General features: G+C 58.2%; 10 protein-coding genes and 6 tRNA genes. 2 read left to right on the top strand and 14 right to left on the bottom strand.

What is annotated here, in order from left to right; genetic code table 11:
- The first annotated feature begins 21 nt into the window (after nt 1-21).
- Together RX395_RS06420 and RX395_RS06415 are read left to right on the top strand one after the other, a co-directional pair.
- Nucleotides 22-1,035 carry a dipeptidase gene (locus RX395_RS06420; RefSeq protein WP_316366333.1) on the top strand — a complete coding sequence of 338 codons (1,014 nt, stop codon included), beginning with the start codon at nt 22-24 and terminating at the stop codon, nt 1,033-1,035.
- 74 nt (nt 1,036-1,109) lie between these two features.
- On the top strand, nt 1,110-1,886 hold the full coding sequence (locus tag RX395_RS06415; protein ID WP_316366332.1) for a M48 family metallopeptidase: 777 nt from the start codon (nt 1,110-1,112) through the stop codon (nt 1,884-1,886).
- A 6-nt stretch (nt 1,887-1,892) separates the two neighbouring features.
- Here the strand turns inward: RX395_RS06415 and folB are convergent, their stop codons facing one another.
- From folB to RX395_RS06345, 14 genes are all read right to left on the bottom strand, one after another.
- A complete protein-coding gene (gene folB, locus RX395_RS06410; RefSeq protein ID WP_118226560.1) occupies nt 1,893-2,378 on the bottom strand; it encodes a dihydroneopterin aldolase in 486 nt (161 codons plus the stop codon).
- Nucleotides 2,379-2,421: 43 nt separating this feature from the next.
- Nucleotides 2,422-3,003: an HD domain-containing protein gene (locus RX395_RS06405; RefSeq protein WP_171021502.1), complete on the bottom strand. Its 582-nt coding sequence runs from the start codon at nt 3,001-3,003 to the stop codon at nt 2,422-2,424.
- Nucleotide 3,004: 1 nt separating this feature from the next.
- Nucleotides 3,005-3,562: a GTP cyclohydrolase I FolE gene (gene folE / locus RX395_RS06400; RefSeq protein ID WP_316366328.1), complete on the bottom strand. Its 558-nt coding sequence runs from the start codon at nt 3,560-3,562 to the stop codon at nt 3,005-3,007.
- 66 nt (nt 3,563-3,628) lie between these two features.
- Complete coding sequence (gene nrdG, locus RX395_RS06395; RefSeq protein ID WP_316366326.1) at nt 3,629-4,210, bottom strand: anaerobic ribonucleoside-triphosphate reductase activating protein; 582 nt, start codon at nt 4,208-4,210, stop codon at nt 3,629-3,631.
- Nucleotides 4,211-4,636: 426 nt separating this feature from the next.
- Nucleotides 4,637-6,859 carry an anaerobic ribonucleoside-triphosphate reductase gene (nrdD, locus tag RX395_RS06390; protein WP_217749990.1) on the bottom strand — a complete coding sequence of 741 codons (2,223 nt, stop codon included), beginning with the start codon at nt 6,857-6,859 and terminating at the stop codon, nt 4,637-4,639.
- A 633-nt stretch (nt 6,860-7,492) separates the two neighbouring features.
- A tRNA-Val gene (locus tag RX395_RS06385) sits at nt 7,493-7,567 on the bottom strand.
- A 3-nt stretch (nt 7,568-7,570) separates the two neighbouring features.
- A tRNA-Gly gene (locus tag RX395_RS06380) sits at nt 7,571-7,646 on the bottom strand.
- Between the two features lie 132 nt (nt 7,647-7,778).
- The gene (locus tag RX395_RS06375) at nt 7,779-9,512 is read right to left on the bottom strand and encodes a glycoside hydrolase family 13 protein (RefSeq protein ID WP_316366324.1); all 1,734 of its coding nucleotides are present in this window, start codon (nt 9,510-9,512) and stop codon (nt 7,779-7,781) included.
- A gap of 336 nt (nt 9,513-9,848) precedes the next feature.
- Nucleotides 9,849-9,924: transfer RNA gene (locus tag RX395_RS06370), tRNA-Gly, on the bottom strand.
- Nucleotides 9,925-9,966: 42 nt separating this feature from the next.
- Nucleotides 9,967-10,040 (bottom strand) — tRNA-Cys (locus RX395_RS06365).
- A 34-nt stretch (nt 10,041-10,074) separates the two neighbouring features.
- A tRNA-Gly gene (locus RX395_RS06360) sits at nt 10,075-10,150 on the bottom strand.
- 105 nt (nt 10,151-10,255) lie between these two features.
- Nucleotides 10,256-11,002 carry an anti-sigma factor antagonist gene (locus RX395_RS06355; RefSeq protein ID WP_055286928.1) on the bottom strand — a complete coding sequence of 249 codons (747 nt, stop codon included), beginning with the start codon at nt 11,000-11,002 and terminating at the stop codon, nt 10,256-10,258.
- Between the two features lie 81 nt (nt 11,003-11,083).
- Nucleotides 11,084-13,429 carry a GAF domain-containing SpoIIE family protein phosphatase gene (locus RX395_RS06350; RefSeq protein WP_316366321.1) on the bottom strand — a complete coding sequence of 782 codons (2,346 nt, stop codon included), beginning with the start codon at nt 13,427-13,429 and terminating at the stop codon, nt 11,084-11,086.
- 59 nt (nt 13,430-13,488) lie between these two features.
- Nucleotides 13,489-13,578, bottom strand: a tRNA-Leu gene (locus RX395_RS06345).
- Nucleotides 13,579-14,293 lie beyond the last annotated feature (715 nt).

Genomic DNA, 14,293 nt, shown 5'->3' with positions numbered 1-14,293 from the left:
AACGCTGCAACCGGAGGAACCATGGCATATCCCGTATTTGACCTACACTGCGACACCGCCGACCGAATCGGCTGGGCCACGCTCGATCTCGACCTGCGCTTTACCGCCGGCACCGACGGTTATTTCCCCGGCGACGAAACGCATCCGCAAGATTTCGACCTCATCGAGGGTAACGCCTGTGCCATCTCGCTCGCAAAGATCGGCAACACGCCGTGGGCACAGTGCTTCGCCACGTTTGTCCCCGACGAGATTCCCACCGCCCACGCCGCGCGCTTCCAGGCGCAAATCATGGCGCATATGAGCGGCCAGGCAATGCTCAACCACGACCGCATGGTCAACGTGCGCAGCGCCACAGACATTCGCCCCGCGCTCAAGGACGGCAAGGTCGCTTGCATCCACACCATCGAAAACGCCACGTTCTTTGCCGAGGACCCCGCGCTGATCGAGGTGCTCAAGAGCTTGGGCGTACTCATGTCATCACTCAGCTGGAACGCGCAGGGACCGCTCGCGAGCGGCCACGACACCCACGCCGGCCTCACCGCCGCCGGCATCGAGGCGCTTACGCAGATGGAGCACGCCGGCATGGTGCTCGACGTCTCCCACCTCAACGATGAGTGCTTTGACGAGGTCGCCGCCCGCGCCACGCGTCCCTTCGTCGCCAGCCACTCCAACTCCCGTGCGGTTTGCGGCGCCAAACGCAACCTTACCGACGACCAGTTCCGCACCATCCGCGACATGGGTGGCATCGTCGGCCTCAACTACTGCAGCGAGTTCCTTTCCAACGACGCAACCGACAAGACCGCCGCAGACGTCACCTTCGACCAGCTGGCGGCACATATCGAGCACTGGCTCGACCTGGGCGGCGAGGACGTCATCGCGCTCGGCGGCGACTGGGACGGCGCCACGGTGCCCGCTTTCCTCTCCGATGCCAGCAAGATGCCCGAGTTCCAGAACATGCTTTCCAAGCATTTTGGCAAGACCGTGATGCAAAAGCTCTGCAGCGACAACGCGCTTGCCTTCTTTGAGCGTTATTAATTTCACATCCCTTAAGCGGGCCGGCATGCCGAACGGTCGACATGCCGGCCCGTCCCCAATCTGAAGGACCGCTTTTGACGCAGCAATTTACGATTACCGTATCCCGACCGGATGGCACATCCATCCCCGTCGTCGTTACCAAAAAGCGCGTCAAGAACTTCAACCTACGCGTCACATCGAGCGGTGAGGTCCACGCCAGCGCACCGCTCGGCGCCAGCCGCGAGCGTATCGAAGCGTTTGTGAAGCGCAACAGCGCCTGGATTATCAGCCGGCTTGCCCAGCGCGAGCAACGTCAGGCGACGGCGCGAGAGCCGCTCAGCCCCTCGTCCATCATTGCACTTTGGGGCAAGCCCATCACGGTACAAGATGCGCTCGATCACAACTTTAAGTCACCCGCACCGCGGCCCAAGCAGGCCACCTTCGCAAGTTTTATAGGTGCCGACAAATCGAACGAACGCCCACAGGCCAAGCGGCGCGCAACCCTCGACGGCCTGACGTCCGATGAGCTCCAGACCCGCATCGACCAACTCTATGCATCCGAGGTCACCACGGCGCTGCGCAATATGGTACGCGCGTACGAAATCGCAATGGGTGTCGCCGTTTCCCGCGTTTCCGTACGTAGCATGAAAACGCGTTGGGGCTCATGCACGCCCAAATCCGGTGCCGTTCGCATCGCACGCGAACTTGCCGCCTATCCCATCGAGTGTCTCGGCATGGTTGTCGCCCACGAGCTCGTCCACCTGCTCGAGCCAAGCCACAATCAGCGGTTTCACGCCCTGCTCGACACGTACTGTCCCAACAATAGAGCTCTATCGCAGCGGCTCAAGCAGCCGCCCATAGAGACGTATTAGAACCGGTTAGCGCACGCGCTCGATCTCGACGCCGCAGCTTGCCAGGGGAAGACCGACGGGAGCCCAAGGCTTATCGAGCTTAACACGCACGCCAAGCAGCAAGGGGTAACGACGCAGCAGCATCTGGGCCACACCCTCGGCTGCCGCCTCGATGAGTTTAAACGTATGCTCGCGCAGATAGCCATCGACATCGTGGCACACCGAGCCGTAGTCAATCGAAGCGTCCAGGTTATCGTGCTCCCCCGCTGCACGCAGGTCGGCATAGAGCACCAAGGACACGATGAACTTCTGGCCCAGCGCGTTCTCTTCGGGATACACGCCGTGGTTGGCAAAGACCTCGAGACCGTCGATAGTAATGCGGTCAGCATGGCGCAGATCGTCATAACTCACGTGGGGCACCGCCGTTGCGGTGGATATTTCGCCCCTTCCACGGCGGGCGAGCTCGGCGCCTTCAGTCTTGGTTGCATTCTCGGGCAGTTTCTTGTTGCTCATCGCGATCGTCCCCTTCGTTTAGAACCCCGACCGCGCAAACTAACTACACGCGAATCGACAGGTTCTTTTTATCATCGCTCCAGTTGCAAGCATTGCGCGCGGGGCATGCAAAGCAGGCGCGCGACGCTTTGTCGGCTGCATAGAGCAGACGCTCAAGCGGTTGGCTGTTCACACGCAGCTTTCGATGGCCCAGAATGGCCGTCTTAATGGCTGCGGCATCGGCCGGCTCAAACGCTACGTCATCGGGCATGCCGCCGAGAATCGCATCAGCGACGCGTTCGCTTGCAACATCATGGGATATACCCGATTCATACTGTTCATCTTTGCCGATATCGTGAAGAAGTGCCGTGGCGTAGATGACCTCACGGTCAAATTCGAGCTGTTCCTCGAGATTCTTGATCCACATAATGCGAGCGACATCGAGAAGATGGTCAATACCGTGGCGGCAGAAGATGCGCCCCGATTCCAACTGTGCAATGTTACCCAGGTGCCGCCGGAACAGCCCGTTGGCGCAAATGTAATCAATGCGAGGCATGGCACCAAAGGGAGCCAAGCCCGAAGCCATAAAGCCGCGACGCGACGTCCCCTCATCGGTCTTCGATGTAAAGTCGTTGACGACCCTCATGCTAACGGCCCAGCATCCTAAAGAACCGATCCTCGAGCGCGGGATCAGTCTCAAAGACGCCGCGGCGAGCGAGCGTCACGGTCTTGGTGCCGGGCTTTTGCACGCCGCGCATCGTCATGCACATGTGCTCGGCTTCCATCAGCACAATCGCTCCCTGGGGAGCGAGATATTCCATGAGGGCATCGGCAACCTGTGCACACAACTGCTCCTGCAGCTGCAGACGACGGGCGTAGACCTCAACCGTGCGGGCGAGCTTGGAAAGCCCGGCCACCCGACCGTTAGGGATATAACCAATGGCGGCCTTGCCATAAAACGGCAGCAGATGGTGCTCGCACAGCGAGTAAAACGTAATGTCGCGCTCAATAACCAAGTCGTTCGAAGCGACGGCAAAGGTTTTGGACAGGTGCTCCTCGGCACTCTGATCCATACCGCCGGCGATCTCACCATACATACGGGCAACGCGCGCCGGGGTCTCCAGCAGGCCCTCACGAGTTGGGTCCTCGCCTATGCCCTCAAGCAACAGCTTAATGGCGGCCTCGACTTTTTCCTGATCGACCATCTGGGCCTCACTTTTCCGATTTTGCGTTCGCGCTATGGTACCACGCCCTTTGGCATCGGCCACAAGCTACATAGTATGGGTCGAATAGACCGGATCGTCCCGCCAAAGCTCCACAGCGTCGCAAAGCGCAACGCCCTCGCGCACAGCACGGGCGCGCGTGGCGCTCATATCAATCACGCGCTGATTGCTCGAGCCCCTAAAGCGCAATGAGATATCGTACAGATCCTGAACAAACGGGCCGTCCACCAACATGTCGAGGCAGGCCAGGATACGGTTCGTCACCTCGGTATGATGACGGCCACCCGGCATAAGCTCCTCGAGCACGTCGCCGGTAAAGCACCAAATGGTCTTGCCCGACCCCGCGGGATAGGCCGCACGCACGCGTTCGATAAAGTCAACAAGCCCCACCTGATTCTCGGGCTCCATAGGCTCGCCGCCCAGAATCGTCAGGCCATCAATAAAGGGATGGTCGAGACTCTCGATAATCTTGTCCTCGACGGCACGGTCGAACGGCTCACCCGCAGCAAAGTCCCACGCGACAGAGTTAAAGCAGTTCTTGCACCCACGACGGCACCCGCTCACAAACAGAGAAGTACGAACGCCTTCCCCATCAGCAATGTCGAAATACTTAATGTTCGCGTAATTCATAGGTAACTCTCCCGGGAGGCCGGGACATATCATCCCGTCCTCAAACATTCTCGGCCTGCGGCCTGCGAAACTGCGGGCGGGACGATATGTCCCGGCCTCATGCAAAAGGCAACTCAATGAACGAAACGAACATCGAGTATAGGGTTCGAGGTCCAATAAAAACTTTGTTGCAGCTCAACCGTCATCGCAAGTAAATCGCTGCTGCAGCTCGAATTATTTCCGCTAAGAACTTCGAGGAGTGAGCAGACTGCGAGCTGCATCTCCGCTACGTCAACTTGGCCACCCCGTAGCGAGGCCCCGGACCTTTGCTCGATATGAGTTCCGCACGAACAGGAGGCGCCAGTGGCGCCTCCGTCGTGAGCCAGGACTGTCCGAAATAGCGAGTAAAGGTCCAGGGCCTCGCTACGGGGCGGCCTGGGATGGTTATTAGAGATGCAGCACGCGGTCGCGGATCTCCTCGGTTCGACCCTGGTTCCAGAATTGGGTACCGATGTAGCCGCACGTACGACGGGCGACGTTCATCTTCTCCTGATCGCGGTTGCCGCAGTTGGGGCACTCCCACACCAGCTTGCCGTCATCCTCGACAATCTTGATCTCACCGTCGTAGCCGCACACCTGGCAGTAGTCGCTCTTGGTGTTGAGCTCGGCGTACATGATGTTGTCGTAGATGTACTGCATCACGCGAATGACAGCCTTGAGGTTGTCCTGCATGTTGGGAACCTCGACGTAGGAGATGGCACCGCCCGGCGAAAGCTGCTGGAACATGCCCTCAAACTTAAGCTTATCGAATGCGTCGATCTCCTCGGACACGTGGACGTGGTAGCTGTTGGTGATGTAGCCCTTGTCCGTCACGCCCGGAATGATGCCAAAACGACGCTGCAGGCACTTGGCGAACTTGTAGGTCGTCGACTCCAACGGCGTGCCGTACAGCGAGAAATCGATGTCGCTCGCAGCCTTCCACTCGGCGCACTTGTCGTTCATGCGCTGCATGACGGCCATGGCAAAGGGCGTGCCTTCCTTCTCGGTGTGACTGTGGCCCGTCATGTACTTGACGCACTCATACAGGCCGGCATAACCCAGACTAATGGTGGAGTAACCGCCCACGAGCAGCTTGTCGATCGTCTCGCCCTTCTTCAGACGGGCGAGGGCACCGTACTGCCAAAGAATCGGTGCGGCGTCAGAAAGCGTACCCATCAGACGCTCATGACGGCACAGCAAGGCGCGGTGGCACAGCTCAAGGCGCTCGTCGAAGATCTTCCAGAACTTGTCCATGTCCTGGTGCGAGCTCAGCGCGACATCAGGCAGGTTAATGGTCACAACGCCCTGGTTAAAGCGGCCATAGTACTTAGGCTTGGTCGGGTCATAGTTCAGCGCGTTGGCGACATTGTTAAAGCCGTTGCCCGAACGGTCGGGCGTCAGGAAACTACGGCAACCCATGCAGGTGTAGCAATCGCCATTGCCGGCGGTCTCGCCCTTCGACAGCTTCAGCTCGCGCATCTTCTTCTCGGAGATGTAGTCGGGCACCATGCGCTTGGCGGTGCACTTCGCAGCCAGCTGAGTCAGGTAGAAGTACGGGGAATCCTCGTAAACGTTATCGTCCTCGAGCACATAGATAAGCTTGGGGAACGCCGGGGTGATCCACACGCCGGCCTCGTTCTTAACGCCCTCATAGCGCTGACGGAGCGTCTCCTCCACGATCATGGCAAGGTCATGCTTCTCCTGGGGCGTACGGGCCTCATTGAGATACATAAAGACCGTCACGAACGGCGCCTGGCCGTTGGTAGTCATAAGGGTCACGACCTGATACTGAATCGTCTGAACGCCGCGACGGATCTCGTCACGCAGACGGTCCTCAACAACCTCGCGGACCTTTTCGGGAGATGCGGAAACGCCGAGCTCCTCAAGCTCGCGAGCGACCTCGCCGCGAATCTTTTGACGGCTCACTTCAACGAACGGGGCGAGATGGGTCAGCGAAATAGACTGGCCGCCGTACTGGGAGGAAGCAACCTGGGCGATGATCTGCGTCGCGATGTTGCAGGCGGTCGAGAAGCTGTGCGGCTTCTCGATCAGCGTGCCCGAGATAACCGTGCCGTTCTGGAGCATGTCCTCCAGGTTCACCAGATCGCAGTTGTGCATGTGCTGGGCAAAGTAATCCGAATCGTGGAAATGGATCAGGCCCTCATTATGGGCATCCACAATCTCCTGGGGCAGCAGCACGCGCTGGGTCAGGTCCTTGGAAATCTCGCCGGCCATATAATCGCGCTGAACGGAGTTGACAGTCGGGTTCTTGTTGGAGTTCTCCTGCTTGACCTCTTCGTTATTGCACTCGATGAGCGACAGGATCTTGTCATCGGTCGTGTTCTTCTGGCGCTTCAGGCTCTGAACATAGCGATAGATGATGTAGTGGCGGGCAACCTCGTAGCAGTCGAGACGCATGATCTCGTCCTCGACCAAATCCTGGATCTCCTCGACCGAAACGGTGTGGCCCGCGTTCTCGCATGCCTCGGCGACGTTTTGCGCCGCATAAACCACCTGGCGGTCGGTTAGACGAGAGCTCTCCTCGACCTCCAAGTTGGCGGCGCGGATGGCATTGACGATCTTATCGATGTCAAAGACAACCTCGGTGCCGCTGCGCTTGATGATCTTCATCCTCTTGCCTCTTTCGCGTCGTAGCCTCATTGCGCTTCAGAGCCAAACGATGCCCGGCAGGGCTTGCCCCTGTCTTGCGGCACCGTCGCGCAATCTGTGTTCTCGATAAACCATAAGTCCTCATGCGGACAATCCTCGCGGCCGATCAAGCGGCTCAAAGGCGTGTCCAAATGGGACGAATAAGGTCTTCGTTCTCTGTCCGCCATCTATCATACGACAAAGACGCATCTATATCCTGTATTCTTTTTTTAGTTCAAACACAACATATAGTGTTTCAGCAGGTCAAAGCAATTAGTCATTTTGCAGACGCATTAATTATGAGGGGTTCTTGGCAAGTCGGTAAAACGTTACCAACACGGCTACCTGCATGGCAGTTATAAAACCCCCTTAGTCAAGCCGCTGACAAATCCTACCAAAACCAAGCCGCTCACGCCAAAAGAATCCAAAAGATTGTGCTTGACCAACATGTTGCGGTCACGATCGGCCAGGACGTATGCAATCTGCCGGCACCCCTACGGGATGCGAAGACCATCGCGTACAGACCTTGGATCAATATTTGGTGGTTATTTGGCGGCGTGCTTGGCGGCATAAAACAAAACAGCCCAGAGACATAACCTCTGAGCTGCGAACATTTGGTGGGCGTTAGAAGATTTGAACTTCTGACCTCTTCCGTGTCAGGGAAGCGCTCTCCCCCTGAGCTAAACGCCCAAATGGAGCGGACAACGGGGCTCGAACCCGCGACCCCAACCTTGGCAAGGTTGTGCTCTACCAACTGAGCCATGTCCGCCTGCGAGGATTTAATATACGGGATGATCCACCCAAATGCAAGAACTTTTTTTAAAAAGTTTTGCGACGCTCTCGCGAGGGCATCAGTCGTCACGAAAGGCACGGACAAACGCAGGCTCGCAGCGAGATGCCCCTACATCTCACCGAGCATGATCCAGGCAGAGCTGTCCTGCGTGAGCCTGCCGTCTGCAAGCGGTGATGAGGTGAGCAGGACCCTGCCCGCCGGCAGCTCCACGGGTGCTGCACCGAAGTTCGTCACACACGTCCAGCCGTTATCGCGGCGATAGGCGATGACGCCGCCCTCAGCGCCCTCGGCACCATCCGCAAGACCGGTGCGCCCGTCAAGATCGAGCCACGCAAGATCGTTGGCGCACCCGCGCAGCTTGCGCCGCAGCCAGAGGGCGTCACGATAGAGCGCAAGCATCGATGTCGGGTCCACTTCTTCCCTATCGGCAGCATAATCGGAAAACCATGCAGGCTGCGGCAGATGGGGCGCCGCATCGGCGTCTGCCGGCGAAAACCCAAACGATCCGCCATGCGCGGGATCGTCCGCCGCCACCCACGGCAGGGGCACACGACAGCCGTCGCGCCCCTTCTCACGCTTCGGTCCGTGCGTATTGGTCGCAGTAGGGTCTTCGAGTGCAGCCCACGGGATATCAGCCACCTCAAAAAGGCCGAGCTCCTCGCCCTGATACACGTATGCCGAGCCCGGAAGCGCCAGTTCAAGCAAAAGGGCCGCCCGCGCGCGGCGCTCGCCGAGTTCACGGTCCTCGTCATAAGACGACCCGTCACGTAAGAGCCAGTCGAGCGCAATCTGGTGGTAGCGCGTCGCCTTGATTTGCGGCAGGGCATAGCGTGTCGCCACGCGCGGCACGTCGTGGTTGGAGAGTACCCAGGTCGAGGCGGAATCGGATTCGACGGCTGCCTTCAAGCCCTTCTCGATTGCAGTGTGCATGTCATCATAGGTCCAAGTGGCCTTGGCAAACTCAAAGTTGAATGTCTGGCCAAGCTCGCTGGGACGCGCGTAGAGATACTGGCGCTCGGGCAGCACCCACGCCTCGGCAACGGCGCTGCGTGGCGGATTATAGCGGTCGAACACGCGGCGCCACTCTCGATAGATCTCGTGGACCTCGTTGCGGTCCCACAGCGGATGGGTGCCGTCGTCAACCATGTCATCGCCCTCGGCGAGATGCCACCGGTCGAGGTCATCGCGGTCGAGATCCTTGGCGAGACCCTGCGCCACATCAATGCGAAAGCCGTCGACGCCTCGATCGCCCCAAAACGCCAGGACGTCGCAAAAGAGCGCGTGAACCTCAGGGCATGACCAGTCAAAGTCCGGCTGCTCGGGCGTAAACATGTGCAGATACCACTGACCGTCCGCAACACGCGTCCATGCGGGGCCGCCAAAGTTGGCATTCCAATTGGTGGGAGGCAGCTCGCCATGCTCGCCGCGACCATCGCGGAAGATATAACGGGCGCGCTCGGGCGATCCGGGGCCGGCGGCAAGAGCGGCTTTGAACCAGGGGTGCTGGCTGGATGAATGGTTGGGCACGATGTCGACGATGACCTTGATGCCGCGCGCGTGAGCCGCAGCGATCATATCATCGAAGTCGTCAAGCGAGCCGAGACGTGGATCGACATCGCAGTAGTCCGCCACATCATAGCCACCATCGACAAGAGGCGATGGGTAAAACGGGCTCAGCCAGATGGCCTCGATACCCAGCCGCTCAAGATAGTCCATCTTCTGGGTAATGCCCGCGATATCGCCCAGACCCGAACCAGTCGAATCCTTAAACGAGCGCGGGTAGATCTGATAGATCGCGGCATCGGACATCCATGAGCGCGAAGAGGACTTTTCTGTAGCCATGGGATAAGTCTCCCTTGCAACGAGGTTTTGCGAGATGCCCACGATGATACGCCCAAAGCTGACGTTCGCGACAAACAACGCCACAGCCACGACCCAAAACGCTCGCTCCCTCTCGGGTTCGAACCTCCCGGGACGAATCGACCGATTAGTGAAAAGAACGGAAGACCCACTCCCCCGGCCACGACAGCGAGCGGGCTCCGGGTGCCCCAGGTTGCCGCGAAAGAGGAGGGAAGCGTACTTTATGTACGCGACCGACGATTGAGGGGCAAGATGGGGTGCCCGGGGCTCGCGCAGCGTCAACAAAAAACGCGGTTCGTTAGAACCGCGTAAGATAGTTGGAGCGGACAACGGGGCTCGAACCCGCGACCCCAACCTTGGCAAGGTTGTGCTCTACCAACTGAGCCATGTCCGCATATGTAAAACAAAACGGGCGCCGGAGCGCCCGGATGTTGCCTGGAGGCGAAGCCCGGATTCGAACCGGGGGTAAAGGCTTTGCAGGCCTCTGCCTTACCACTTGGCCACTTCGCCGAAAAAGGACCGCCTAAATGGTCCGGAAATGCAATGGAGCGGACAACGGGGCTCGAACCCGCGACCCCAACCTTGGCAAGGTTGTGCTCTACCAACTGAGCCATGTCCGCTTGCGGGTTATTAATTTACGCGAGTTGTCCAAAAGACGCAAGTACTTTTTTCAAAAAACTTGTCTGCCGCATGTTCTTAGTAGCTAAACGCGCTAAAGCGATTGGCTAGGCACACGATTCCAGTGCTCCGCTAAACAGCTTCACCATCTGCACGCGCGTGCCGGCGCCGTCCGTACGACGAGCAACCTCCACGTTATCGACGAGCATACGCATAAGCTTGATGCCACGGCCGCGTTCCTCGGATGCGACCGGTTCGCTCGTTTCATCGATAGAATAGCCGGCACCTCGATCAAGCACCTCAACCACAACGCGATCGCCATAGGCCTGAACCGTCAGGACGCACCCGATACCGCCCGCATGGTCATAGGCATTACCCAGCGCCTCCCCCGACGCCAATGCGACATCGTAGCGCTCGTCACGGCGCAACGGGAGCGATTCAAGGAGTTCGGCGATGCGATGTCGGTAGTATGGAAGATTCTCGATACCCTGACGGACCTCGACGCTCTTACTCCAGCGAGGCAGCTCCCCCACCGGAATGGCGGGAATAGACTCCCGTGCCGGCCCCGCGACATGAAGGATATCGACAAGACGAGCAATCTCCAAAAAGCGAACAACTTCACCTGATGCATTGACGAGCGAAAGCAGGCCTTCTCGCCTCATGAGCTCACGAGCGCGCGTAAGCAGGAATGCCAAGCCCGTCGAATCGATAAAGCTAACAGCCTGACAGTTGATGACGACACGACGCACGCCGCGGCCAATCAAAGCATCCAACCGCCGACGCAGCGCAGGCACCGTGGCGATGTCGATATCGCCTGGTGGCGTCAAAACCGCTATGTCATTCCACTCATTCATACGACCATGGTTCCCCAAAAGAGCTTGTTCGATGCATGCGTTTCCGCAACCGTGCGGATTCGACGCGCCCAGCGTCGCTGTTTAGGACCGGCCCCGTAAAAACTCAAGGGACACCAATGCAATGTCATCGTCCAGCGCCGATTCGGTAAATCGGTCAAGCTCGCCCAAGACCTTGCCGCAAATGCCCGACACGCCCTCCCCCGAAACAGAAAGCAGAAGATCGCGCAAGCGCTGCTCGCCAAAGAACGCTCCGGTGCGGTCGCGGGCCTCAATCGTTCCATCCGTATACATGAAGAGCATGTCGCCAGGAGCGAACGTAAACACGCCTGTCTCGTACACCATGCTCTCAAAGGCACCGATTACACCCGATTGGCATCCAAGTAGCTCGACCTCTCCCCCACGTGCCTCGCCGCCACCCAGCGGCATCGACTCTGGCCTGATGACCATGGTCGGAGGATGGCCCGCCGAACAATACGTTGCGCGTCCGGCCTTAAGGTCAATCTTGGCGATAAAGGCCGTCACGAACGTCTCGACCCTCGAAAAGCCCATGAGCATGCTGTTAAGGGAGCGTGCCATGCGGGCCGGTCCAGCACCCTCCCAGGCATATGCCGTCAGGGCCGTCTTGACGAGCGCGGACATCGATGCGGCCTCAATGCCTTTGCCAGACACATCACCCAGAATCATGACGGCGCAGTCGTCGGGAAGACGGATGAGCGTATAGAAATCGCCGCCGACCAACGCCGAGTTCGTGGCCGACAGGTACACCGAATCGGTTGCGATACCCGGAACATCCCCCAGGGAATTTCTCATGCCGATCTGAAGGGTCTGAGCGATATGGCGCTCCTCGCGCTTTTGAGATTCGCCTTCGTAGATCAGTTCAAAGTCATGCGCCAAGTGCACCAAGTAGTCATATTCAAGGTCATCAATCGGCTCTTGGCTACCATCACGAAGCAGCAGCGCGCGCGTCGTCGGGCTCTTCGCAACAGAAGCAGGAACAATCGCGTCGTTACTGTGCTTGCCATCACCCTCAGAGCGCGGGCGCCCCGCCTCGATGCCGGAGTCGACGTAGAGACCTTGACAAGGCAGACCATGCGCCCTAAGCCAGCCTCCCATAGGCATCGATTCGTCAACGCGAGTTATACGGACGTGTTTAAGGTCCTCGGCACTCGTGCCGCCCAAAACAGATGCCTCAAAGCCATCAGGGCCAGCCCCCAGACGTGCCGCCGGCGCCGTCGTGGAAAAGAAAAGCTTCTCGGGATCGTCCGGCAAAGCAACGCGACTGCCGCCTTCAAAATCTATGACGTAGGAATCCAGACTAGCGTCATACTCAACAGGGCAAAAATGGCAGTTAAGCATATTGCAGATCTCGGACGATACCGCCTGGGTAGCCGCGGCGGAATCGTCTAGAAAGGTAAACAACTCATCACGCAAGACATTGAGCGAGCGGCCAAGCTCGGCCGTGCGACGGGAGCGAAGGCTCGATGCCATGCCGACCAGCTGGATAGATAGGTAATCGCAAATGACCTCGAGCACATTAACGTCATAGGCGAGCGGTGCCTGGGGGCGTTTCCAACCAACTTCCAGCACGCCAAGAATCTGCGTACCGTAAAAAACGGGAAGACAGATCTCGCTGCGGTACGGAGGCATATCCTGCATGCGCAACAGGTGCTTAGAACGATTGTCCAAGTCCATAAACATACCGGAGGCGGCCTTATCACCCTTAAGGTCCTGTTGAATCGACAAGCGACAGGCACGCGACTCACGAAGAACATACGTCGGAATGCCAGCGCCATACGGCAAAAACTCAGGCAGGTAGCTGTCGTACAGCTCCTTGGAAACACCGCGAAGTTTAAAACCGCCGCTCTCAGAAAAATAGATAGCGGCACCCGAAGCATCGAGCGTTCCTACAAGCTGGTTCAAAACGGTATCAAGTAGGCTGGGCAGCTCATCGGAGCCCACGGTACTCATAATGACCGAGAGCGTGCCAGAGAGGCGCTTGTTAGCCACTCTAAGCTCCGATAACGCACGCTTGAGTTGACGGTCGTGAGAATACTGTTCTTCGATGCTATGGAGCGCCACCAGGACACGTGGCGCACGGCGCCCAAAGATGCGTGGAGGCGTTACGGAGCCCGCACGAACCAAGACGGGGATAAAGGAGCCGTCACTCAGCTTGAGCATCAGTTCGTTCTCGGAGCCATCAGTTTCAAATGGCAGACGATGTTCCGTCGCACGTTCAAAAGCGGACGAGTACAGGACGTCTTTAACATCTCCACCGATGACGTCGGCGCGTTCCTCGCACATCAAACCAAGTAAGCGATTATTAACATGCAGAATGGTTCCGTCGAGCTCGCAGATGATGACAGCATCGCTCGTGATCTCGACTAGTTGGGCAACGTCTGCCCACTCGTTGCGTTCAAGCGTTTCCATCGTGGACCCCACCGTCTATCGGTAACAAAAAAGCCTCCGAAGAGGCTTCTCAAATGCGATGGTGTCGGAGGCGGGACTTGAACCCGCATGACCAAAAAGCGGTCACTAGCACCTCAAGCTAGCGCGTCTGCCAATTCCGCCACTCCGACATGCTATGTTGTTGATTCACGGTTCGTTTTGTTGGACCCGCGCGTTCAACGAGGAAGATAATAACCTATGATTCGAGAACTGTGCAAGCATTTTTTTCAAAAAAGTTTACGAATTTGTAAATGCGCAGTAGATCCGTATGTCCGGGTCGGAACGGGGGCAACTTCCCAACGCGTCCTCGGGCATGCGGTACATTTTGATTCGCGCTTCGCGCTACAAAATGTACCGCCCCCTGCGGAATGCGTTGGGAAGTTGCCCCCATTCCGACCCTGCGTTAACGCACTTCAAGCACAGTTCTCAAACATGTTCTGGGGCTGATAAGAATTTAGTGGCTCGGCTTTGCCGAGCCCTTATACTTTGCCGAGCCCTTATATAAGGAGGCCGGAGCCAAAGCTCCGGCCTCACTCAATTTCTTATTAAATTAAGTGAGCGATCAGGAAATCGCACTCCCCCTGCCGAGTTACCGCAGGGCCCGCCCTGAAGTTACTTTTCAGAACACTCCGCACTGATATCTTCTGTATTGAAGACGTCGATGATGCACCCGTATACCATTGACGTCGACACCATCAGATGCGGACCGCGCGGTGACCCCACATTCCGCTGGCGCCCACAGGGCTGCCCTCGTTTCCTGACATGTCCCGCGCGGGCCGCGGCGAGCCGAGACCGCCGCATGACCTAATAGGAGCATGGAGCGATACCGCGGACCCGAACAACCGC

The organism is Collinsella aerofaciens (genome assembly GCF_032584215.1).
Lineage (GTDB): Bacteria > Actinomycetota > Coriobacteriia > Coriobacteriales > Coriobacteriaceae > Collinsella.
This window is presented reverse-complemented; position numbering and strand designations above follow the sequence as displayed.

Excerpts from the sequence above, each read along its gene's own strand:
- RX395_RS06420 (WP_316366333.1), top strand. The coding sequence starts at position 22 with ATGGCATATCCCGTATTTGACCTACACTGCGACACCGCCGACCGAATC.
- folB (WP_118226560.1), bottom strand. The coding sequence starts at position 2,378 with ATGAGCAACAAGAAACTGCCCGAGAATGCAACCAAGACTGAAGGCGCC.
- RX395_RS06405 (WP_171021502.1), bottom strand. The coding sequence starts at position 3,003 with ATGAGGGTCGTCAACGACTTTACATCGAAGACCGATGAGGGGACGTCG.
- folE (WP_316366328.1), bottom strand. The coding sequence starts at position 3,562 with ATGGTCGATCAGGAAAAAGTCGAGGCCGCCATTAAGCTGTTGCTTGAG.
- nrdG (WP_316366326.1), bottom strand. The coding sequence starts at position 4,210 with ATGAATTACGCGAACATTAAGTATTTCGACATTGCTGATGGGGAAGGC.
- nrdD (WP_217749990.1), bottom strand. The coding sequence starts at position 6,859 with ATGAAGATCATCAAGCGCAGCGGCACCGAGGTTGTCTTTGACATCGAT.
- RX395_RS06375 (WP_316366324.1), bottom strand. The coding sequence starts at position 9,512 with ATGGCTACAGAAAAGTCCTCTTCGCGCTCATGGATGTCCGATGCCGCG.
- RX395_RS06355 (WP_055286928.1), bottom strand. The coding sequence starts at position 11,002 with ATGAATGAGTGGAATGACATAGCGGTTTTGACGCCACCAGGCGATATC.
- RX395_RS06350 (WP_316366321.1), bottom strand. The coding sequence starts at position 13,429 with ATGGAAACGCTTGAACGCAACGAGTGGGCAGACGTTGCCCAACTAGTC.